The 24,130-nt window shown below is 44.8% G+C and carries 10 protein-coding genes; 3 read left to right on the top strand and 7 right to left on the bottom strand.

All coding sequences use genetic code 11. The features are described from left to right. Nucleotides 1–459 precede the first annotated feature (459 nt). The gene (locus QUA04_RS09815; RefSeq protein ID WP_333256110.1) at nt 460–1,884 is read right to left on the bottom strand and encodes a diguanylate cyclase domain-containing protein; all 1,425 of its coding nucleotides are present in this window, start codon (nt 1,882–1,884) and stop codon (nt 460–462) included. A gap of 224 nt (nt 1,885–2,108) precedes the next feature. Here QUA04_RS09815 and QUA04_RS09810 point away from each other — a divergent pair, with 224 nt between their 5' ends. Then, nucleotides 2,109–2,264, top strand: coding sequence for a hypothetical protein (locus QUA04_RS09810; RefSeq protein WP_333256108.1), 156 nt, complete (start codon nt 2,109–2,111; stop codon nt 2,262–2,264). Nucleotides 2,265–2,298: 34 nt separating this feature from the next. Further along, nucleotides 2,299–5,325: a PAS domain S-box protein gene (locus QUA04_RS09805; protein WP_333256106.1), complete on the top strand. Its 3,027-nt coding sequence runs from the start codon at nt 2,299–2,301 to the stop codon at nt 5,323–5,325. A gap of 958 nt (nt 5,326–6,283) precedes the next feature. Here the strand turns inward: QUA04_RS09805 and QUA04_RS09800 are convergent. The 5 genes from QUA04_RS09800 to cobA form a co-directional block, all read right to left on the bottom strand. Then, on the bottom strand, nt 6,284–6,862 hold the full coding sequence (locus tag QUA04_RS09800; RefSeq protein ID WP_333256104.1) for a Uma2 family endonuclease: 579 nt from the start codon (nt 6,860–6,862) through the stop codon (nt 6,284–6,286). Nucleotides 6,863–6,949: 87 nt separating this feature from the next. Further along, a complete protein-coding gene (locus QUA04_RS09795) occupies nt 6,950–8,140 on the bottom strand; it encodes a tetratricopeptide repeat-containing serine protease family protein (protein ID WP_333256102.1) in 1,191 nt (396 codons plus the stop codon). Between the two features lie 233 nt (nt 8,141–8,373). Then, a complete protein-coding gene (locus tag QUA04_RS09790; RefSeq protein ID WP_333256100.1) occupies nt 8,374–8,730 on the bottom strand; it encodes a type II toxin-antitoxin system death-on-curing family toxin in 357 nt (118 codons plus the stop codon). Between the two features lie 16 nt (nt 8,731–8,746). Continuing rightward, nucleotides 8,747–8,938, bottom strand: a complete 192-nt coding sequence (locus QUA04_RS09785) for a hypothetical protein (protein WP_015177921.1) — start codon at nt 8,936–8,938, stop codon at nt 8,747–8,749. A 188-nt stretch (nt 8,939–9,126) separates the two neighbouring features. Continuing rightward, nucleotides 9,127–10,698, bottom strand: a complete 1,572-nt coding sequence (gene cobA, locus QUA04_RS09780; RefSeq protein WP_333256098.1) for a uroporphyrinogen-III C-methyltransferase — start codon at nt 10,696–10,698, stop codon at nt 9,127–9,129. A gap of 140 nt (nt 10,699–10,838) precedes the next feature. Here cobA and QUA04_RS09775 point away from each other — a divergent pair, with 140 nt between their 5' ends. Further along, nucleotides 10,839–14,054: a glycosyltransferase gene (locus tag QUA04_RS09775; protein ID WP_333256096.1), complete on the top strand. Its 3,216-nt coding sequence runs from the start codon at nt 10,839–10,841 to the stop codon at nt 14,052–14,054. A gap of 108 nt (nt 14,055–14,162) precedes the next feature. Here the strand turns inward: QUA04_RS09775 and QUA04_RS09770 are convergent, their stop codons facing one another. Beyond that, entirely contained in the window at nt 14,163–24,008 is a 9,846-nt protein-coding gene (locus tag QUA04_RS09770) for a tetratricopeptide repeat protein (protein WP_333256094.1), read from the bottom strand. Between the last annotated feature and the right edge of the window lie 122 nt (nt 24,009–24,130).

Here is a 24,130-nt window from a genome sequence, read left to right as displayed (position 1 = left end):
AAAACTGGGACAGAACAAGCCGCAAAACTCGGAGGATGGAAATACCTAAAAAAGTGCGGTAACTCACACCAGAGACCGCGACCTCAACATCGAAAACGGGATAAAATGGAACAAGAAAAATTAAAATAAACTCGACTGCTAGCGCCATAAATGTTGCTGGTATACAAGTCTTTACTAAAACCTTTAGCCCGGATAAATTATGATAATTCGATAAAAAAGTTTCGATTACCAAAAAACAATCGCTTTTGGTTATCAAGCCATAACGCTCGCCGGAGAGAATAAACTCATTGGGAACCACGCTTTCTCCGTTTTAGTCTAGCATTCTTAACAAAATTTCATAAGGCTCTAATGATTGGTTAGAGGTAATAGAGCCAATCTTTTGGGAGTAGAGATAAAAACGATTGGTTTCTAATGCACGGCTGATGTTGGAAATCAACTGCCTCTCACCACGTTGTGTAATTATATTAGTTCGCCATCGTCTAGACGATAAACATGAACACAGTTGCGACCTTTGCCTTTGGCAGCATAACAAGCTACATCAGCCGCCCGCATAACATCCATCAAATCTTGGCTGGCTTGGTTAATGGCAACAACTCCAATACTGACCCCGATGATAAAGGTTTTACTATCCCAAAAAAACTGAAACTGATGCACTAGGTCTTTGAGGTTTTCCGCAATCTGAGCTGCTTTAGAGAGGGGACATTTAGTAAGCAAAAGACCAAATTCATCCCCTCCCAAGCGAGCCAGTGTGTCATTAGCGCGGACTCCCTTTTGTAAAAGTGTAGTGATTTGGCGCAGTAGCTCATCGCCAGCACAATGACCGGCGGTATCGTTAACGACTTTGAACTTATCTAAATCTAAATAACAGAGAGCGTGCTGCTGATTGCTATCTTGAACAGAGGCGATCGCCTCCATTAGTCGCTGCTCAAATGCTCGACGGTTGATTAAACCCGTCAGAGCATCGTGACTGGCTTCCCAAGAGAGTTGACGAGCAAGATTGCGCGATTCGGTAACATCATGAAAGACGATGACTGCCCCGATAATTTGACCTTGGCGGTCTCGAATCGGTGCTGCTGAGTCCTTAATGGGATACTCCGTCCCATCGCGGGCAATGAGAATAGTATCCTTAGCTAAGCCCACAATTCGCTTCTCCAACAGAGCCTTGTCGATCGGATTCTCTACTGGCTTTCGCGTTACTTCATTGACAATTTCAAAGACTGTAGACAGGGGGAGTCCCTTAGCCTCATGAGCCTTCCAGCCTGTCAGTTGCTCAGCGATAGGATTGAAAAATCGCACATTACCTTGAGCATTGGTAGTAATAACTGCATCACCAATCGATTGGAGAGTCACTTGAGCGAGTTCTTTTTCGGCAAAGAGGGACGCTTCGAGACGTTGGCGTTCTTCCATTTCTCTCAAGAGACGTAAATTCTGCTCTTGGAGGCTTTGTTGCAAGCGTCGGATGGTTAGGTGAGTTTCGACACGAGCTAATACTTCTTCGACTTGAAACGGCTTAGCAATATAATCTACGCCACCAACCGCCAGCCCCTGAACCTTATTGAAAGTTGCATTGAGAGCACTCAAAAAAATTATCGGAATGCCTGTGGTTTGCTCGTCAGATTTTAATTGTTTACAAACTTCATAGCCATCCAAATCGGGCAATTTAATGTCGAGTAAAATTAGTTCCGTCGATGGCGATTGGGCGGCTCGAAGCGCCATTGCGCCTGTTGTGACACTGCGAACTTTATAACCATGTGCGCTCAAAGTACGGCTGAGAAGACGCAGGTTATCCGGCAGATCGTCAACAATTAAAATATTGCCTCGGTTGTTGGTAGCTGGATCGCTAACTCTATCGCTAGTTCTATCGATAATCCTACTCCTTTCCATAGTTTCTTGCCAGAGGACTATAAGCCTATGAATAAGAGTATAGTTGAATTATTAGGTTATAAACTCACTTTACGCAGAAAGAAGTCCTGCGCTCGCAGGGTTCTAGGACTGGCACAGTGGCACAGCCCCTACAAAATCTGACTTGTTGAGGTAGGATCTTCCCCCGTGATTGCCCTTCTTCGTTTCGCGTAACATCAGGAGAACCTTTTTTCCCCAGCCGATTTATGAACAACCACATTTCTTACAGGGCAAGTCTACTCCTCATTGCGATCGGATGTCTCGTGCTGCTAGGTTGGCAATTTGACATCTCCCTACTCAAAAGTGGTTTTTCGGGTAAGACTTCGACCATGAAGCTGGCAATGGCAGAACTCAATCGCTAAGCACTTCAGCACTCATGAATAATGCAGGTTAGATATGATTACACAATTTTTTGAAAATGGAGGATTCATTCCTCATGGTCACTGCTATCTCTGGCAAACAAACTTAGTAGGATTACATATTTTATCCGATGGTTTAATTGCTTTAGCTTACTACTCCATCCCAATCATGCTAATCTACTTTGTGCGACAGCGCCAAGATACTCCATTTCAGAAAGTATTTTTGCTGTTTGGCGCCTTCATAATTGCCTGTGGTACAACTCATATCATGGAAATTTGGACGCTTTGGTTTCCTACTTATTGGCTTTCGGGAGGACTTAAAGCTATTACTGCTCTGATTTCTATATATACTGCATCTGAGCTAGTCTTGTTAATTCCATCAGCCTTAGCTTTACCTAGTCCAGCTCAACTTATTGCGGCAAATCAAGCCTTAGAGAAGGAGATCAACGAGCGCAAGCGGGCTGAAAACGAACGCAAACAAATTGAGGTGGCTTTACGAAACAGTGAAGAGCAGTTTCGCAATGCGTTTGAAAATGCGTCAATTGGAATGGCGATCGTTTCACTTGATGGGCGCTGGGTTAAAGTCAATCCTGCCTTATGTCAGATTCTTGGCTACTCCTCAGAAGAGTTGTTAGCGTTAACTTTCCAAGATATTACCCATCCTGACGATTTAGACCTGGATCTTAGTTATGTACATCAGCTATTAGCAGGAACTATTTCAACTTTCCAAATGGAAAAACGGTATTTCCATAAACAAGGGCATATAATTTGGATTCTTCTTGATGGCTCGCTAGTACAAGATGAACAGGGAAAGCCACTACATTTTATTGCTCAGATCCAAGAAATTACGGCTCGAAAAGAAGCTCAAAAGACGCTAGAGCTTCAGAGTGTTATTATGCATAATATGGCAGGTGGAGTGTGTTTAATTAAAGCCTCAGATCTCACGCTCGTCTACACCAATCCCAAATTTGACGCTATGTTTGGCTACCCAAATAACGAACTCGTAGGTCAACCCGTTGGTGTCTTGAATTATATCGATACAGACGTTACACCAGACGCCAGCGTTCTAGATATTGTCACTCAAATTGATCAGAACGGAGAAGCACAATATGAAGTCTACAATAAGAAAAAAGATGGAAGACTTTTTTGGTGCAGAGTTCATACGTCTAGGTTTGAGCATCCTGAATACGGAACTGTATATGTTGCCGTTCAGGAGGATGTGACAGATCTGAAACAAGCTGAGCAAGCTTTGCAGGCTACCACAAATCGCCTCAACTTTCTCCTGAACTACAGCCCCGTCGTTATTTTTAGCTGTAAACCTGATGGCGATTATCGAGCAACGTTCATCAGCGAAAATGTCAAAGAGGTATTGGGCTATGAAAGCATGGCGTTTTTAGAAGATGGTGAATTTTGGGTGCATAACTTACACCCAGATGATCTAGAACGAGTGCTTAATGGCTTAGCCAATCCATTCGTCAATGATTTTTATTTCCATGAATACCGTCTTCGTCGCTCAGATGGGGTTTATCGCTGGATACTCGGTCAACTCAGACTAATTCGAGATCGTGCAGGTAGACCAGTGGAAATGTTGGGATATTTAATTGACATTAGCGATCGCAAACAAGCCGAGTTGGAACTTAAGCAAGCTAAAGAAGCAGCAGAAACAGCAAACCGAGCCAAAAGTATGTTCCTGTCCAATATGAGCCACGAACTCCGTACTCCTCTCAATGCTATTTTGGGATTTACGCAATTGATGAGTTACGATCCTGTTTTGACTCCCGAACTCCAACAAGATCTGGCGATCGTCAATCGTAGCGGCACACATCTATTGGAATTGATTAACGACATTTTAGATTTATCCAAAATTGAGAGCGGACAGATGATACTCTCTCTTTCTGACTTTGACCTAAAATTTTTGCTGATTTCTCTTGAAGAAATGTTGCAAGTTAAAGCCCAATCCAAAGGGTTGAAGCTAATTGTCGAGCGAGAACCAAATCTGCCCCAATTTGTGCATAGCGATGAGAAAAAACTGTATCAAGTGTTAGTCAATCTGCTCGGTAATGCGATTAAGTTTACTAATCAAGGAAGCGTCTCTTTACGAGTGAGCTCAGAACAGATCGACCAAACGTCCTGTCGTCTATGTTTTGAAATTGAGGATACTGGAGTGGGAATTGATCCAACAGAACTTGACAGCTTATTTAAGGCGTTCGTGCAAGCTGAAGCTGGGAATAAATTAAATCAAGGTACTGGTCTAGGTCTAGCTATCAGCCAAAGATTTGTCAAACTCATGGGTAGTCAGATTCAGGTTCAAAGCACATTGAATCAAGGCAGCATTTTTTACTTTGAACTTGAGGTAAAGTTACCTCAAGCAGTCTCTCTTGCCTCAGAATTGCTTAAACAAAGAGTGATTGGTATAACTCCAGGACAACCAACTTACCGCATCCTTGTGGTTGAAGATGTAGAGGAAAATCGCCGCTTATTGGTCAAACTCCTTACCTCAGTCGGTTTTGAGGTCCGGCAAGCAACACAGGGAGTTGAAGCACTATCCCTGTGGGAAAGTTGGTCCCCACACCTGATTTGGATGGATCTACGAATGCCGATTATGGATGGTTACATAGCTACTAAACGCATTAGAGAACACCCTCATGGACAAGAGACTGTCATTATTGCTTTAACTGCCAGTGCTTTTGAAGACGAGCGAGAGAAAGCTCTTATGGCTGGTTGTGACGACTTTATGAGCAAGCCATTTCAGGAAAGGCTCGTCTTTGACAAACTCGCTCAACACTTGGGAGTAGAGTACATCTACACAGTTGTAGGAAAAGATTCCCAAAAACTATTTGTTGATTATTTATCTCCAGAAGATCTAGCTGTGATGTCCTCTCAGTGGTTAGAAGAAATGTATCAAGCTGCCTACTATGTTGATCCTGAAGTCATGAACGAGCTAATCAAACAAATTCCCGCCTCTAAATCAACCCTTTCCCGTGCGCTAATGGATTCGGTCAATAACTTTAACTATGACCAAATTATCGAGTTAATTCGACCTCTCCTCCCGAAGCCTGTTTAGTTATAGAGTTTAAGGACAAAGAAGGTAGAGTGATCTAAGGAGTGGCTATATCTCGAATAAACCTCTCCAATAATTACCTCTCTTTACCAGCTTGGTTTGGTGCGGGTACATTAAAGGCTCGGCAGCCATAAACCAACGCTTAAATCAGGGTTTTAACGGTTCAGTAATAATACCAAATCCCGGTTAATTATCCCATTTCTAGATGAAAAATAATTCCCTAAGTGTTATTCTAACACACCAAAACTTTGGATGAATTTTGAATAACAACTGTCACCAACTGTAGTAAGTATGCCGTAACTAGGTTTGTCCGGGTTGGGATTTGCCAGCATATAAGCTAAGAGTTACGCCAAGCCGCTTCGCTCGAAAACGAAAGGAGTTTCGATTCTATTATCATCAGCCACAACTGCTCTTTTAAGACTAAAGTGTCGATGCTGCCTTTGATGATAACGCCTTCATCTTATTCGGAAAATTCGACGAATTTTTTTTGTTTAATGTAGAAAGGATGCAGATCAAACTCGGCGACAAATAACAGCGGAGAGGCGATAAAGAAACTGATGGTTTTTTCCAGCATTGGCGGATACTCTAGCTTGAAGTAACCCGCTTTAATCTAATCTAGCTGTCGTTTTTGAAAGTGGGTGATTTCTGGCAATTCGTCTTGCCATTCTCTGAAAAATTGGTCGTGTGTGACAAGTTGCAGGTCAAAAAGTGTTTTTAATTATTCTCATGTGACATTTGTAGCTGGAATTGTTTGAAATATAATTCTAGCCTGTTAATTTTATGGCTACTTATAATTTTATCAAATTTCCAGCTAATATTATGTCCGCTGGAATGATAATAAAAAGAGTTCGTAGTGAGGAGCCAGAGTCCTGATCCAACTCGATAGGGCTTCCCTTCCTCACTACGAGATGGTAACGGTTATTTTATTAAAGATGATATAATAAGTCAAAATTTAATTCTGCTAATTCCAAATTTTTTGCAAATTGAGAACAAATCCCGGCAAAACATTTTCCCCAGAAAGAGTGAGAGGAGATTGTAAAACTTCCACATCTTGACCGGGGCGATAAATTTCAACTTCCCGTTTTTTGCGGTTAATCAGCCAACCCAAACGGCAGCCATTTTCCATATATTCTTGCATTTTTTCCTGAGTCTTTTTCAAGCTGTCAGTTGGGGAGAGAATTTCCACAGCAAAATCGGGACAAAGCGGGATGAATTTTTCTCTTTGTTCGGGCGTTAAAGCTTCCCAGCGCGATTTTTCTACCCAAGACGCATCGGGAGAGCGATCGGCTTTATTGGGCAGAGTAAATCCTGTGGAGGAATTAAAGGCTTCACCAAGTTGGGTTTGTTCGTTCCAAAGTCCAATCTGTAAGTTAAATTTTGAGTTGCTTCTTCCCGTTTCTCCTCCGGTTGGTGGCAGGACAATTAATTCTCCGTTGGCATTCCGTTCGAGTTTTAATTCCGGGTTTTCTTCACACAGTTGATAAAACTGTTCGGAAGTTAGTTGGATAAGGGAATTGAGGTTTAAGGTGATAGCAGTCATTGTTATTTACCTGCTGTTTGTAGGAACTACATTAAGAATTAAAAATGGGATTAGTCATTTTTAATTCTTAATTATTAACTTCTAATTCTACTGCAATTGCTTGATTCTGTTGAGCGCGTCTTGATAGGCGCTGGTTCTTCCGCCTTGTTTGTAAAGTTCTGCTGCTTTTTGAAAGTCGGCAATTGCTTTCGGTTGGTCTTTGTTGTCCAGGTAAGCTAAAGCTCGGTTGTAGTAGGCGTCGGCAAAACCAGGATTAGCTGCGATCGCCAGCGTGTATGCTTGAATAGCAGTGGAACCGCGTGTGGGTTCGACTTGGGCCAAGCCGGCGGTGATGAAAGTGCGGGCATTACCGATATTAAAATACAATTCAGGGGTATATTTGGGCTTGAAAGCGAGTGCTCTGTTAAAATCCGCGATCGCCTCCCAAGCCTCTCCTTGATCTAACAGTGAAAGTCCTCGAAAATAATAAGCTTGGGCGTCTTGGGGATTGGCGGTGGATACGGGGCCTTGAGTTGCGGGAGTATTGTCTACTTTCAAGTCAGATTTGTTGATTCCCGCCGCCACTAGCTTGGCGATAAATGTATTGATTGGAACTGCTGCGTTAAATCCGGTTTTAATCGGGGCGACTTCGCCGGAACTGGTTTGAGCAAAACCGAATTCCCCTTGTCCGTGTAAACCGATGACTCGGGCTTCGGAGTCAAAAACTGGGCCGCCACTCATTCCGCTCCAAGTTACGGCCTGATACCGCAAAGTGTAACCTTCCGGGCGGTGGCCCGGGCGGCTGGTAACGAGTCCGGGAGAGAGTTCGGGTTCTCGTTCAGCGCCGAAAAGTCCGCCCGTAGCCGGATAGCCGTAAACGAAGATTTGAGTGCCGATGACGGCTTGATCGGAATCTGCGATCGTCGCGACTGGATATTCTTCGGGGCTTTCAAATTTGACTACGGCTAAATCCGGGTCCGTTTCGGCGGTTTGCAAACGGGTGACTGCTGTTGCTTGATAGTTTTTGCCGATCGACGTACGAACGGTGTATTTCACGTCTGCTTTTTCTACGACGTGATTGACTGTTAAAACTGTGTAAGTTTTGCCGTTTTTGGCAATAATTACGCCAGAACCGTCTCCTATGGAACTGTTAATTTGTACTGTCAGCGGCCCGGCAATGCTGGCAACTTCTTGGGGGGTTTTGGCGATCGCGGGTTGGCTGATAACTATGGTTAAGGCTGCGGTAGTTCCTGCTAGCAGGGTGGTTAAGGTGTCGTAACGAGAAAAATTTATATTCATGGCTATTGCTAATTTGTAGTTGGGTAGCGGGATTTGCGGGAGAAAGGGCGATCGGCGGTTTGTGCTTTTTTCTGTGTAGTTTTATTACTGATTTGACGCAAAGGATCTCGGCTTTGTTCTTTAGTGATAATTTTACTCGCTTTTTTGTTCCTCGATTCCCTTTTTCCCTGTAGGGTGCTGATGGGCGCACCTTACTTAATCTCAATGAACGCTGCCCAACTTACTTATTAAAACTAAACAATACATGACTCAAACTCGGTGCTTAATTGTTCCTTAGTCATCGTTCCCCGCGCGACTCGCATGACTAAATCATATGCTCGATCGTCCGTCAAATTCAGAGTGCAACCATTTAAACGCAAAAAGGTATCTGTCACTGCAAAAGCCGTTCGTTTATTGCCGTCAATAAAGGGATGATTCATCGCTATGTGATAGAGATAGGCGGTAGCTTGTTCGCTAATTGTTGGATGCAAAAATTGACCGCCAAAAGTTGCTTGCGGTTGAGCCAAAGCCGACTCTAACAAGCCTTCATCTCTAATGCCGGGAGTGCCGCCAAATCTCTCTATCTGTCTGGAGTGGATACTTAAAACCATACTTTTGCTGACAAAATTAGGAGTTGGCAAGGCGACGGTAAACCTCCTTTCTTTCGCGTTCTGAATCTAGATATGCCTGCCATGCTTTGGCTTCTAGTTTTTGTTGTTCTTCTTCAGTCTTTAAGGAACGGACAAATTCAAGCACTTTCAGCAGCAATGGTTCTGGTACTTGGTCGAGTTCTTGAAGAAGTTGGTCTTTTGCGGTCATGTTTCTTTCCTCCTAGTTATTTTACAACTATTTTATCCGAATTCATAAAAGTCTTGCAACCTAGAGATTGTACGCGATTATCAGTAAGGATACGGCAGTGCCGTGTCCTTACTGATAACTTTTTTTAAATGAGATTACAATAATTTTACAACCAACAGATTAGATAATCAACTACTGTTCGAGCGCACTTACAAATTTTGCTCTTCTGTAACCCATTCAACGATCGCCTCAGTCAATCCGTCTAACGTGTATTCTTTGGCTTCTACATCTAACTTACCCAATACATTCTGACAGCTTTTGGAAGTTTCCGGCCCGATGGATGCGATGCAAACGCTTTCCAACCAATCCTGAGATCGGGACAATTCCGGGCTTTGTCCTATGAGGTGACAAAAGTTCTGCACGGTTTTGGAACTGGCAAATGTTATGATATTTACGGCTTGATTTTGGAGTGCGGATAGGGCGACAGGATCGATAGTTTCGGGGCAGCAAGATTGGTAAGCTGGCACTTCTATTACTTGCGCTCCTTTGGCGGTAAATTCTTTAACTAAAACTTCTCTGCCGCCGCTTTCTACTCTCGGAAATAGGATTTTGCAGTTTTGCAAGTTATCGGGGAAGTTCTCGACTAGGGAATCGGCGATAAAGTTGGGGGGAATAAAGTCTGGTTGTAGAGAGTGCGATCGCAAACTTTCTGCTGTTTTTTTCCCGACAACTGCGATTTTAATACCAAACAGGCTGCGGGCGTCTTTGTCTTTTGCTTGTAATCGTTGAAAAAAGCAGTCTACAGCGTTGTGGGAAGTGAGAATTAACCAGTGAAAGCTTGACAATTGTGCGATCGCGCTGTCTAATGGTTCCCAAGTGGACGGCGGCCCAATTACCAAGGCTGGCATTTCGATAACGCGGGCTCCTTGTTGCTGGAGTCGATCGCTAAATTCAGCAGACTGAGAAACCGATCGCGTGACTAAAATGGTTTTTCCTGCTAGCGGCAATTGGCTGTTATTAGAGGTGACTGGTGTATCGATCATATTTGTGCTTTCTGGCTGGATTAAATATTCGCGCAATCTGACTACTTCCCCAATTACGATCACGCAAGGCGATAGAGATTGACCTGCTGTTTGCTGTACAATGTTGGAGAGAGTGCCCAGCCAAATTTGCTGTTGGGGGCGGCCGCAATCTCGGATAATGGCGATCGGAGTTTCGGGCGATCGTCCGTGCTTTTGCAATTGCCAAATTATCTCGCTTAAATTGCGCCCTCCCATCAATATTACCAAAGTTTCTATCTGCACTAATGCTTCCCATTCCAAAGCATCCGGTTCATGGGCGCTCATCACTGCAAAACAGCGGCTCATTACCGGATCTGTGAGGGAAATTCCTGCTAGTAAAGGTGCGGATAGGGCGGAAGAAATTCCGGGTATTACTTCAAAGTTGCAGCCCGCTGTGATTAATGCTTGAATTTCCGAACTGGATCGACCAAAAATAAAGGGATCGCCGCTTTTTAGCCGCACGACTTGTTTGCCTAATTTGCAATGTTCTACCAGCAAACGGTTAATGTCTTGCTGCTGGGTGGAAGGTTTGCCGCCACGTTTGCCGACTTCTATTTTCCGACAAGTTGCTGGGATTAATTCGAGTTGCGGGATGTCGATTAGAGCGTCGTAGATTAAGACTTCGGCTTGAGATAGCAGTTTGTGCGATCGTACTGTCATCAAGTTACAATCTCCGGGTCCCGCACCGACTAAATAAACTTTCCCTTTTTGGTTTTTCACAATTCCTCCTCAATAGTATAGTTTTATGAATATTGCTAGCCTATAGTAAGGTACGCATGGTGCACCCTACACTATAGTAAGACTTGCCGAGGCGCACCCTACGGTATACTCAGCAGTTTATTGTATAAGAAAAGCTATTTATGCAGATTATCATCATCACGGCCGCCGATGCAAATTACTTTGAATTGGTGCGAGGCACTATTTTATCGGTGCGGGAAAAACCCGAGGCTGAAAATGTGGCGATCGGCTTTTTCGATCTCGGCTGCACTCCCGAACAGTTGGAGTGGCTGGAAACACAAGTTAATATCATTCAAAAGCCGGATTGGGCCTTTGACTTTCCTGGCAGAAATGAATCTCCCGAACATTTAAAAGGGCTATTAGTTAGACCTTGTTTGCGAAAATACTTTCCCAATTTTGATATATACCTTTGGATTGATGCAGATGCTTGGGTTCAAGACTGGAGAGCAATTAATTTGTTGGTTGAAGGAGCATCGCGCCGGGGACTGGCAATTATTCCCGAAGTTCACAGGGCGAGCTTGCAGCAGTACGGGCAACTGCCTCAGTTTTGGCAGTGGGTTTATCAACAATACGAAGCTAACTTTGGTGAAGAAGTCGCTAATAAGTTATACAGTTATCCCATATTAAATGCCGGAGTTTTCGCACTCCGAAAAGATGCTTTGCACTGGGAAATCTGGGCGCAAAAACTCAATCAAGGATTGCAAAGATCCGGCTGTGTCATGACAGATCAATTTGCCCTCAACCTCGCTGTTTACAGTGGCGAATTGTTCAATCTGACTGAAATGCTCCCAGCTTGGTGCAATTGGATATTCAACGGTTTTCCGGTTTGGGACAAGCAGCGAGGCTGTTTTGTGGAGCCGTACTTGCCGCAGGAGGCGATCGGTATTTTGCATTTAGCTGGCCGCCAGCAGTTTGACAGAGTACAATTGAGGGCAACTGACGGCGACATACTGGAAATGAGTGTCCGTTATCAACCTAAAAAACAGGAATCAATACCAATATTTCAAGAACCAAAAATGACTTACCAACAACCTGAAATTAGCAAAAATAATTTATTGCATCCAGGGGATTATGTCTCCCCAGGGTTCCAAATAATTATACCTGACTCCTATTTCCCCAATATGATTATTGCCGATCCAAATGCGAGTAACTGGCCTTATTTGCGCCGGGAAATTCCGCATAATTGGTATGCAGACAAGCGCTATCCATTCATCGGGTTTTTGAATCGCGACGAAGCCCACATCCTTTACAATACAGCCCTGCAATTCAAAGGTAAAAAAGCCTTAGAAATAGGCTGCTGGCTAGGGTGGTCTGCCTGTCACTTAGCCCTCGCAGGAGTTGAGTTAGATGTCGTCGATCCGCTGTTAGAAAGAGAAGATATCAGACAAAGCGTAATCGATTCAATTCAAGGTGCTCTAAAGGCGTCGGGAGTTCAAACGACCGTCGAGCTAATACCGGGCTATAGCCCCCAAAGAGTAGAAAAATTTTCCGCTCAATTCAACCGCAAATGGTCGTTAATTTTTATTGACGGAGAACACGGAGGTGATGGGCCGTTAAATGATGCCATTGCGTGTGAAAAATTGGCTGAGGAAGATGCAATAATTTTATTTCACGATTTAACCACTCCAGATGTTGGTAAAGGTTTAGATTACTTGAAGCAAAGGGGATGGCAAACAGTAGTATATCAAACGATGCAAATTATGGGGGCTGCTTGGCGGGGCAATGTCCAGCCAGTAAAACATCAACCAGACCCTAATATTTCCTGGCAGTTGCCAGCACATCTGCACGGTTACAATATTAGCAGTTTAGAGACTATTAATTCTCAAACAGCCAGCCAAACCAATCAAAACCAACAGTCATCTTATACAAGAGATTTTTACCAATTAATCGGAGAAGGAACTCGCAGTTCTGCTAGAGAAATTATTCCCCTGCTGTTAGACTTGCTGCAACCGATTTTACCTAAAAGTGTAGTGGATGTGGGCTGCGGTACGGGAAGTTGGTTAGCTGCGTTTCACAAGTTGGGAATTGTGGATTGTTTGGGAATAGATGGCGATTATGTCGATCGCACTCTTTTACAAATTCCTTTAAATCAGTTCCAATCCGCCGATTTAAAGCAACCGCTGCAAATAAACAGAAAATTTGACTTAGCAATTTCTCTGGAAGTTGCCGAACATTTGCCCGCTACCTGTGCCGAAAACTTTGTTAATTCTCTCACTCAACTAGCACCAGTGATTCTGTTTTCTGCTGCGATACCATTTCAAGGAGGCGTCGAACACGTTAACGAACAGTGGCCACAATATTGGGTTTATTACTTTCAGAAAAACGGCTATGCAGTTATTGACGGCTTGAGAAAAAAAATATGGAACAATGACAAAGTAGAGCCTTGGTACGCTCAGAATATCTTGATTTTTGTTAAACAAGAATACTTATCGGGATATCCGAAGTTAGTAAAGGAATACCCAAATACCGATCTGAATCAATTAGCTATCGTCCATCCCAAAATTTATTTCTACAGCTTGCAAACTGCTAGAAATTCGGCACATGATTTACAATCAGAAAGTGTCAAAAAAGTTGCCCCCTCGCCACAATTGGGAGATCGACCTTTGGTATCTGTGATTATTCCCTGCTACAATCAATCTCATTTTTTGCTGCAAGCAGTAACTAGCGTGATTAACCAAACATACAAAAATTGGGAAATTATCATTGTCAACGACGGCAGCTTAGATACTACCAGCACAGTGGCCAAAAATTTAATAGTAGCCAATTTCCAATATCAAATTAGGCTTGTAGAACAAACAAATCAAGGGCTTTCAAGTGCTAGAAATGCGGGCATAGCAGCCGCAAACGGTGAATACATCATGCCTTTAGATGCCGATGATATCCTAGCTGAAAACGCCTTGACTGACCTTTTAGAAATATGTTTAAAATCAAAGGCACCTTGCGTAGCATTTGGTTCTTATCAAATGTTTGGCACTGAAAATCGGATAGTACCCAGTTACGAGTTGTATTCTCCCGAAAATATCAAGCAATCTAACATGATTCACCCATCTTCACTCTATCACAAATCTATTTTGGATTTGGTCAGCGGGTACAAAGTTGGGATGAAAGAAGGTTACGAAGATTGGGAGTTTTGGGTTAACTGCCACAAGCACAATATTCCCTTTTTGGGAACGAGAGAAGTAGTTGTCAATTATCGGCGTTCCCAGGGTTCTATGTTAGCAAAAGCTCAGCAATATCATCAAAAGTTGGTAGCACAAATTGTTTGTTACAACCGGGAACTTTACGATATTGAAAGCGTGAATAGTGCTGAAAAGCTATTGGGACAAATCGCAAGTTAATCTGGATTATTTATTCTTTAGTCCGCCTGAACCAAGCCAGCACGCCAACGCTTAGGCGGACTAAAGTTTGTGTAGTAGCGAATTCTATTCGCCGGAAAAAGAGGATTGTTAAAGGGAATTTGATATGACATCAAGAAAGCGCTTAACCTGTTTTTCCCAAGTCCAATCCAGCATAAAATTAGCCGCAGCTAAACCGCGACGTTTTGATTCTTCGCGATTAGTATAAACTTGTTCCAAAGCCTCGACAACTTCTGCAACCTCAGACTCTCCCCAACCTTCTACACCGGAAAAAGGAGCAGTCGGTTTAACTCGTCTTTGACTCCATAAAGGATAGCAAATGTTGCTGTAAATCAAGTCTAAATGACCAGTATTTGCTGATAAAATAGTCGGAATTCCGCAGGCCATACTTTCCATTGCGACTAAATTAGTGCCGCCTTCACAGCGGTTAGTGAAAACAGCACAGTCGGCTTCTCGCATAATTTGTCCGGTGAGGTGATTGGGAATTAAGCCGATGTCGATAAAAGAGTCAACTGGCAAACCGTTAGCCACTAACCATTGGGAAATTTCTAAACTTCCGTCGCCGTTGATATTGGGAAGTCCCGCAACGTTTCCGGTTTGTTCGATTCCTAACATATATTGAGGCCAAAAATTGTGCCATGTTGTTAGTAACAAAGCCTCTGGATGTTTGGCGCGAAATCGTTTGAAAGCGGCAATTACAATATCTTGACCTTTGCGATATTCCAGTTTTCCACCAGAGAAGATGACGAAGCGATCGCCAAATAGATTAGATTTGGATGCAGGATGGAAAATTGTTGGGTCAATTCCTTGATGTACCATCGCCACATTAGTCAAGCCACAGCTTCTCAAAACATCCGCATTCCAGTTGGAACCTGCGACAATCACGCTATATTTTTTGGCTGTTTCTAGTGCTTCTGCTGTGATTCGTGTGTCTTCAAAAAATATGACTCCTATTTGACAAGCGCTGGTAATTTGATTGTCAACTCCAGAGGATGCTAAATTATTCCCCAAAGCGTAAAGTACGGGAAAATTACAACTGATTTGTTTGTCGGAATTTGCTGCCACTAATTCCTGAAAACTTTTGTGCTTTTCAATTACAGGTAACAACAGCGATTTATGCAGCGGATTCATTGATTCTGAGGTGATTGATGGCGATGCTAAAAGTGCAACTTCCCAGGCAGGATTTTGCCGCAGTTGTAGTGTTAAATTTATGGCGTAAATTCCCCAGCCGCTGGTGATGCTGATCGGCCAACTGATGCCCATTCCTGTAATTTGTGGGGGAGTTTCTGGGGGTTGAATTTGAGGCGGAGTATCAGAATCTGCCTTACCAGGCAGAGCCTGGTAACGAGTAGATTGTAGGGGCGGTGCCCCCGTGCCCGCCCTCTCTAGCAAGGCTGCTTTTATACGATCGCAAACTCCATCCCAATCACCCGCTTTTTGCTGGCGAAACAGACGCACAGTGGGATACCAAGGGCTATCTTCGCGTTCCAGCATCCAGCGCCAATCGGGAACAAAAGACACCAAAATCCAGACTGGTTTGCCCAAAGCACCGGCTAAATGCGCCACAGCAGTGTCAACGCAGATTACTAAATCCAGTTGCGAAATAATTGCTGCGGTGTCGGCAAAATCGACGCAATGTTCGCTCAAATCTTCAATTTGGTGTTGCTTTAATAAAGTGCGTGAAGCGCAGCTATCCTGTAGGGAATCGCCCGCTGACAAATCTTTCTGAAGACTGTAAAAACTCACTCCCGGAACATCTACAAATTTTACAAAATCTCTCAATTTACACGATCGCTGATGATTGTTGCGGTGCAGCGGGCCGCCCGCCCACACAAGACCTACTTTTAGTTTATTGTTCGGCTCTAGGGAAAATTTAAAATTCTGTGGCGGGGCTAAATAAGGAATATTTGCCGGTATATTTTCCAAATTCGTTCCCAGAATTCTGGGCAAACTTAGCAGGGGGGCTTGCACTTGAATATCTATCAAATCGCTCGGCCTGACTCCTACTCGATCGACTCCTGCAATTCCTTCAAATAAACGCTTCAGCAAGACATGACAAGCAACAATAACTTTGCCGCCTTTTTGCTTAACTAAAGGCGCGTAACGGATAAACTGTATCGTATCCCCAAAACCTTGTTCAGGGTGCAATAAAATTGTTTTTCCCTGCAAATCAGAGCCGTCCCAAAGCGGTTGCTCAAAAGAGCGCCGATCCAATTCTTCAGTTTGCCAGCGCGATTCGTACTCCGCAAAACCACGCTCAAAATTTCCAGTTAAGAGCAAAGCGAAGGCTAGTCTCAAGCGCCAATTTGGCGAGTTTGGACGTAGTTGAATTGCTTTATTGTAGAAGTCGATCGCCTCTGCGACTTTTCCTTGTTCTTCGAGGGCAGAACCCAAATATAAGTTTGTTTCGCTCAGGTTGGGATTGGTTTCTAGCGCTTGTTTGTAGTGCGAAATTGCCTCTGTTATTTGCCCGTTTTCCTGTTTGAGATAACCTAAACAACTGTGGGCTTCTGCGTGGCTGGGTGAGGCAGCAATTACTTGTTGGTAGCGAGCGGCTGCTTCTGCTTTTTTACCTTGTTTTTGTAAAGCATTTGCTATGTGAAATTGTACCTGTGCGGGCGATAAGGAAAATCGAGGCGGAGCCTCTGGATCGGCGTTACCAGGCACAGCCTGGTAACGAGTAGATATTAGGTGTTTTAAGGCTGTTTTTACGCCATCGCAAACTCCCACCCAATCGCCCGGTGTTTGCTGCCGAAACAGCCGCGCTGTCGGATACCAAGGGCTGTCCTCGCGTTCCAACATCCACCGCCAATCCGGCATAAAACACAGCAAAATCCATACCGGTTTACCCAAAGCACCGGCTAAGTGCGCGATAGCAGTATCCACGCAAATTACTAAATCTAGTTGCGATATCACCGCCGCAGTATCGGCAAAATCGTTCAAATTGTCGCTCAAATCTATAACGGGAATTTGAGTTAACAAAGTACGATCGCCAGCCGACATTTCTTTCTGAAGACTGTAAAAACTTACACCGGGAATATCTAACAATTGCAGGAAATAGCTTAAATCGCTCGATCGCTGAAAATCCTTCAAATGTTCCGCACTTCCCGCCCACGCAATCCCCACTTTGAAATTGCGATCCAAATTTAGGGAAAATTGCCAATTCGGTGGCGCAGCTAAATAAGGAACATTTGCCGGTATATTTTCTAAATTTGTTCCAAGAATATACGGCAAACTCATCAGCGGTGCTTGCACTTGGAAATCGGGCAATTCATCCATCCGAACCACCACTTGTTCAATCCCAGGAATTTGCTTAAATAAACGCTTCAGTTCTTGATAGCAAGAAATGATTACTTTGCCACCTTTTTGCTGGACAATTGCCGCGTATCGTACAAATTGAATCGCATCGCCCAAACCTTGTTCGGATCGGAGCAAAATAGTTTGGTCGTTCAAATCGGAACCGTCCCAAACTGGTTGGTCAAAATTCAACCGTGGTAACTTTTTCGCCTGTTCTGTTTGCCAGCGCCACTCGTATTCTGCTAAACCGCGCGGCAAGTCCCCAGTCAATAACAAAACTAAGCTTAAATTGAAGTGAGCCTTAACACAATTTGCATCAATTTCGAGAGCTTTCTTGTAACACAAAATTGCCCGATTTACGTCTCCTAATTGTTCAAGAACACTGCCTAAATTAGTAATAGCTTCTAGATAATTAGGGTTAAAAGATATGGCTCGTTCCAAACTAGAAATTGCCTGTTCTATTTTGCCCGCACCCAAGCATAACGTTCCCAGGTAATAGTGTCCTGTAGGATTGTTTGGTTCTACTCCAATTGCACGCTCGTAAAGCCGTTCAGCCTCGTCTAGCTGAGATTGTGTTTGCATCGCCGCACCCAAATTTACCAGCGCAGGCACGTAATTGGAATTGACGGAAAGTGCTTGATGAAAACACGCGATCGCCGTCGGCAACTCGCCCTGTTGCTGGAGTATCGCGCCGAGATTGTTGAGAGCTTTGACGTAAAGCGGATTCAGGGCGATCGCCTTTTGAAAACAAGATACAGCATCGGGTATATTGCCTTGATCTTGCAGCAAAATACCCAAGTTGTTGTGCGCTTGAGCGCAGTTCAGATCGATTTCGATCACGCGCTGATAATAGGTGGCAGCTTCGGCTAAATTGCCTGTTTGGTGCAGCGTCACTGCCAAATTCGTGGCGGCTTCGATCGAATTCGGCTGCCAAACTAAAGCATTTTTAAAACAAGCGATCGCCTCGGCAAATCTACCTTGCGCTTTCAGAACATTTCCGCAATTGAACTGTTTTTTAGCTAAGTCAACATTGGGCTGAGCTTCTATTAGTGGTTGAGCTTCCTGATGCTGAGAAATTCTTTCTCTGAACGCCAAACTAGCTTGTTCTAAAACTCCTTCCCAATCCCCCGCTGTAGACTGGCGAAACAGCCGCGCCGTCGGATACCAAGGACTATCTTCGCGTTGCAACATCCACCGCCAATCTGGCACAAAACACAGCAAAATCCACACTGGTTTGCCCAAAGCACCAGCCAAGTGTGCCACACAAGTATCTACAGAAATTACTAAATCAAGAGCCGAGATTGCTGCGGCAGTATCCGCCAAGTCGTGCAAATAAGAGCTTAAATCTGTTACCGCCCTTTGCTCTAACAAAGCGCGCTCGTCTGCTGTCATTTCCTTTTGCAAACTGTAAAAATCGGCTCCGGGAATATCTAACAGTTTAGTTAACAAATTTAGCGGTAACGAGCGCACATTATTTTGGGAATTTTTAGGATTCCCAGACCACACCATCCCTACTTTCAAATTAGTAGTTGGATTGAGAGTAAATTCCGAACCAGGCGGGGGAGCTAAATAAGGAACCTTCGCCGGTATAGTTTCTAAAGTGGTTCCCAGAAGGTGAGGCAAACTCATGAGCTGCGCGCGCACTTGAAAATCCGGCGCATCCTCTGGATTAACTATTAACGCATCGATTCCCGAAACTTGTGCAAACAAGCGCTGCAACTGTGGCAAACACCAAACAATTACCCTACCGCCTTTTTGTTTGACTAAATCTGCGTAGCGGATAAACTGAATTGCATCCCCTAAACCCTGTTCCGGGCAAAGCAAAATAGTTTTTCCCTGTAAATCTTTGCCATCCCAAAGTGGCTGAATAAAGTTGTGAGATCGGAACTGTTTTTCTTTAACTAGGAGTCGCCATTCGTACTCGCAAAAACCGCGCTGAAAGTCTCCCGCCAGCAGCAAAACTAAACCTAAATTTAGGTGAGATTCAGGATGGCCGACATTAAATTTTACTGCTTGGCTGTAGCAGGTGACAGCATTTGCAACTTGGCCGCGATCGTGCAAAGCACTTCCCAAACTGGTGAGGGGATTGATATAACCGGGTTTGAGTTCGATCGCCCGACGGTAACAATCGATCGCCTCTGCCATTTTTCCCGCTTCCTCAAAAGCTTTGCCGAGATTGTTCAAAGCTTGTGGAAAGTCGGGTTTCAGGCTCAAAGCTTGCTGATAGCAGGCGATCGCATCTTCAATTTTGCCCTGTTTGTGCAGGACAATTCCCAGATTGCCGTGAGCCTGTGCACTGGCTGGCAATGCCTGAATCGCTTGCTGGCAAACAGCTAAATCCTCATCCAACTTATCAGGGCTAGACAGCGAAATCCCGAAAGCGAGATCAGTTTCTGCCCAATCCGGTTGCAGCGCCAGAGCTCGATCGTAGTATGCGATCGCGCGGTCAATTTTGCCCTGTCGCATCGAGGCGTATGCTAAGTTGTGCAGGGCGTCCACATAATTTGGCTTGATCGCGATCGCCTGTTCGTAATTCGCGATCGCCTGTTCGTAATTCGCGCCCGCTTCCTCCCCTTGTTGCTCCAAAGCAATTCCCAAATTCAAATAAGCCACCGCGCAATTAGGATTGACTTGAATCGCTTGCTCGTAGCAGCTTATAGCCTCCGCCACATCCCCTTGCTCTTCCCGCAACAGGCCCAAATTAATCAGCGCCTCCGCGCAATTCGGGTTTAAAGACAGCGCCCGCTCATATTCTGCGATCGCCTCTTCAGTCTCCCCTGCTTCCGCGAGCGCGCTGCCCAAATTGCTCGCAGTTTCCGCCAAATTTCGGTCGATTGCTAGGGCTTGTCGGTAGTGCGCGATCGCCTCTGTTAGCTGGCCGCTTTGCTGTTTGACAACGCCTAAATTGCTGTGCGCGGCTGCGTAATTAGGATTGATCGCGATCGCCCGATCATAACATTTGATCGCACCGCCCAAATCGGCTTGCTGCTGCAAATCCACGCCCAACCGAAACTCTGCCTCCGCCGCATCCGACGGCACAAATGCAGCAGCAACCGCGCCTAGAGCTCCCGCCACCCGATCGAAAACGTCCTCCCAGTCGCCCCGCTGATGCTGGCGAAACAGCCTTGCGCTTGGATACCAAGGACTATCTTCACGCTCCAGCAGCCACCGCCAATCCGGCGAAAACGCCAGCAAAATCCACACTGGTTTGCCCAAAGCGCCCGCCAAATGGGCGACAGCGGTATCGACACTAATGACTAAATCCAGTTTGGCGATCGCAGCAGCAGTATCGGCGAAATCGCCCAAATGCGGACTCAAATCTACGATCGGCGTTTGATTCAACAGCGCGCGATCGGCCTCGGAAACCTCTTTCTGCAAGCTGTAAAAACTTACCCCCGAAACGTCCAAAAGCGGCCGAAACTGACTTAAACTGCAAGAACGCTGCTTGTTTTTGCGGTGTTTTGGATTCCCCGCCCAGACCAGGCCAACTTTCAAATTGCGATCGGGCAAAAGTGCAAATTCAGCACCCGCCGGCGGAGATAAATAAGCAGTATTTCCCGGTATTGTTTCCAGCTTTGTACCAAGAATATAGGGCAAACTCAACATCGGCGCTTGCACGTCAAATTCCGGCAGTGTCTCGCCTTTAACTATTAGCAAATCAATCCCGTCAACCGTTGCAAATAAACGGTGCAATTGCGGGTAACAGCCAACAATGACCCTACCGCCTTTATTTTTGACGATCGCAGCGTAGCGGATAAACTGAAGCGAATCGCCTAAACCTTGTTCGGCGTGCAGCAAAATAGTCTTTCCCTCCAAATCAGAACCGTCCCATAGCGGTCGATATTCTCTCGCCGAAACAGTATTATCCGAACCCGCCAAAAAACAGGAATGACCAGTGTGAAATTCTTTAATTTGCCAGCGCCACTCGTATTCAGCGAGACCATTTTCCAAATCTCCCACCAACAGCAAAGCCAAGGATAAATTTAGGTGAGCGCTAGCGTGATTTGGACTTAAATGAATCGCTCGTCTGTAGCAGACGATCGCATCTTCTACTGCGCCTTTTTCCAGAAACGTCCTGCCTAAATTGTTGATAGCTTCCACAAAATCCGGCAGCAATTCTAGAGCTTTGTGATAATACTCCAGCGCCTCTTCTAAATTGTCCTGTTCTTGCAACACTGTTGCCAGATTGTTGTAAGCTTCCCAGCTATGCGGATGAATTTCCAGCGCTCGTCGGTACAGCTCGATCGCCCTTAAAAGTTCACCTTTTTCTTGCAGCGCCACCGCTAAATTAATCAGGGCGGGTACGAAATCCGGTTGCGCTACAAGAGCTTGCTCGTAATGTGCGATCGCCTCTTCCACTTGACCTTGTTCCTCAAAAATCTTTGCCAAGTTGTAAGCGGTTTGAGGAATATTTGGATCGATGGCTAAAGCTTCTCGGTAATGGGGGATAGCGGCTTCCAATTCTCCATTTTCTTGTTTGAGAAAACCAAAATTAATCCGCGCTTGAACGCAATTTGGCTCAAGAGATATAATCTGTTCGTAAAGGGCGATCGCCTCTTGCCGATCTCCTGTTTCCATTAAATGTTCTGCTTGCCGCAATAAATCCTCTAAAACAACTAAATTCTCGCCAACCGTTCCGATGATCGCAATCGATGTCTCAATTCCCTGCGATTGCTTAGCTGTGGAGAGTTCCGCTAACCCTTCGCTCGCCCTCACAAATATTTGTTTACTCTCTTTAACCACGCTTGCACCTGTCATTGTGAGAGCCACAGAATCGAGGTCAGGCTTATTATTACCAGTCATTGCAAGCGAAATGGAGTCAAGCTGATCGTGGGCAGAATCCTCGGAATAACTAGCAGTATTAGCGATCGCAAATAAACTCAAAGCCGCCTGTACTTCCTGAAACAATTCTTGCCAACTTTCCGGCTGGCTTTGACGGAAAAGCCTCGCCGTTGGATACCAAGGATTGTCTTCACGATCCAGAAGCCAACGCCAGTCAGGAGCAAAAGAAAGCAGCACCCAAACCGGTTTTCCTAAAGCACCGGCTAAGTGCGCCACAGCCGTATCGACAGTAATGACTAAATCCAGTTGAGATATAGCCGAAGCGGTATCAGCAAAGTCGTTCAAATGCGGAGTTAAATCCGGCACCAAGTGTTGGTTCAACAAAGTGCGATCGCTCTCGGATAAGTTTTTTTGTAAACTATAAAAAGCGATTCCCGGAACATCCAAAAATCGAATAAAATCGCTCAAGCTGCAAGAACGCTGATTGTCTTTCCGGCGCTGCGGACTCCCCGCCCAAACAATCCCTACCTTCAATTTGGCATCAGAAGAAAGCGCAAATTTGCACTCAGCAGGCGGATATAAATAAGGAACATTTGCCGGTATTGTTTCCAGAGTTGTCCCCACAATTCGCGGCAAACTCATCAGAGGTGCGTGAACGTCAAATTCTGGCAAACCTTCCAGACTAACTGATAAATATTCAATACCAGGAACTGTCGCAAACAACCGCATCAGTTCTGGATAGCAAGCCACCATAACTTTAGCGCCTCGGCTGCGAAGAATCGGCGCGTAGCGAATAAACTGAATCGAATCGCCGAAGCCTTGCTCAACGTGCAGTAAAATAGTTTTCCCCTGCAAATCCGAACCATCCCAAACCGACTTTTTAAATTGTCTCGGTTGTACTTGCGGAGTGCGCCACCGCCACTCGTATTCAGCAAAACCGCGCTTAAAATCTCCGAACAATAGCAAACTTAAACCTAATTCCAGGTGGGCGGTGGCGTTCTCTGGCTGCAATTCCAAGGCTCGACTGTGACAAGAAAAAGCTTCTTGAAACTCTCCTAAATCGACCAAAGCGTGTCCGAGATTGTTAATAGCCTCCACGAAGTCTGGCTTTAAGTTTAATGCTTGTCGGTAGTGGGATATTGCTGCTTTTGCATTGCCTTGTTCGTGGAAAAATGCTCCTACATTGTTGTGAGCTTCGGGATTGTTGGGGTCGAGTTTTACCGCTTGCTGGTAGCATTTAAAAGCTTCTGCTAATTTACCTTGCTGCTGCCAAACTGTTCCCAATCCCATCAAAGAATATGTTAAATTTGGATTGATTTTTAAAGCGTGCAGATAATAAACTATCGCCTCGTTTAATTGATTTTTCTGTTTAAATAAATGTCCTAAATTGTGCGCTGTTTCGTGCAGATTGGGGTCGAGTCGTAGCGCTGTTTGATAATATAAAATTGCCGAGTCTATTTCGCCTAATTGCTGTTTTGCCCAGCCCAAATTATTGTAGGCGAGTGCGGAATTTGGCTGGATTTTGATGACTTGTTCGTAACTGGCGATCGCCCTTTGATACTCGCCTACATCCAGTAAAAGATTAGCCTTATTTAAATGTGCTTCAACAAAATCGCGGTTTTGGGCGATCGCCTGTTCATAAAAGTCGATCGCCTCTGCAATTTTTCCCTGCTGTCTCGCCGCTATTCCCAACAAACACAGCACGTTTGCTGATTCCGGCTGCACTTCTATTATTTGCCGATACAAATTCTCAGCTTCTAACAAACGGCCCGCTTGGTGATGTTCCCAAGCTAATTTCAAAGAGTCTTCGGCACCCAGTTTGCAGGCAGATTTCCGAATTTTTTTTTGAGAAGCCATAGTTGTCTTTGTTGTGTGGGAGTTCGCTAACTGGTAATTGCCAAATTGTTCTAATTTGTTAACTCTTCCTTCCTTCCTTCTTCCTTCCCCCTTCCTTCTTCCCCCTCCCTTCTTCCTCCTTC

It is taken from the genome of Microcoleus sp. S13_C5, from assembly GCF_036700845.1.
Lineage (GTDB): Bacteria > Cyanobacteriota > Cyanobacteriia > Cyanobacteriales > Microcoleaceae > Microcoleus.
The sequence above is the reverse complement of the archived record's forward strand: the minus strand, read 5'-3'. Positions and strand labels throughout refer to the sequence as shown.

Excerpts from the sequence above, each read along its gene's own strand:
- QUA04_RS09785 (WP_015177921.1), bottom strand. The coding sequence starts at position 8,938 with ATGACCGCAAAAGACCAACTTCTTCAAGAACTCGACCAAGTACCAGAA.
- QUA04_RS09775 (WP_333256096.1), top strand. The coding sequence starts at position 10,839 with ATGCAGATTATCATCATCACGGCCGCCGATGCAAATTACTTTGAATTG.
- QUA04_RS09795 (WP_333256102.1), bottom strand. The coding sequence starts at position 8,140 with ATGAATATAAATTTTTCTCGTTACGACACCTTAACCACCCTGCTAGCA.
- QUA04_RS09770 (WP_333256094.1), bottom strand. The coding sequence starts at position 24,008 with ATGGCTTCTCAAAAAAAAATTCGGAAATCTGCCTGCAAACTGGGTGCC.
- QUA04_RS09805 (WP_333256106.1), top strand. The coding sequence starts at position 2,299 with ATGATTACACAATTTTTTGAAAATGGAGGATTCATTCCTCATGGTCAC.
- QUA04_RS09790 (WP_333256100.1), bottom strand. The coding sequence starts at position 8,730 with ATGGTTTTAAGTATCCACTCCAGACAGATAGAGAGATTTGGCGGCACT.
- QUA04_RS09815 (WP_333256110.1), bottom strand. The coding sequence starts at position 1,884 with ATGGAAAGGAGTAGGATTATCGATAGAACTAGCGATAGAGTTAGCGAT.
- QUA04_RS09800 (WP_333256104.1), bottom strand. The coding sequence starts at position 6,862 with ATGACTGCTATCACCTTAAACCTCAATTCCCTTATCCAACTAACTTCC.
- QUA04_RS09810 (WP_333256108.1), top strand. The coding sequence starts at position 2,109 with ATGAACAACCACATTTCTTACAGGGCAAGTCTACTCCTCATTGCGATC.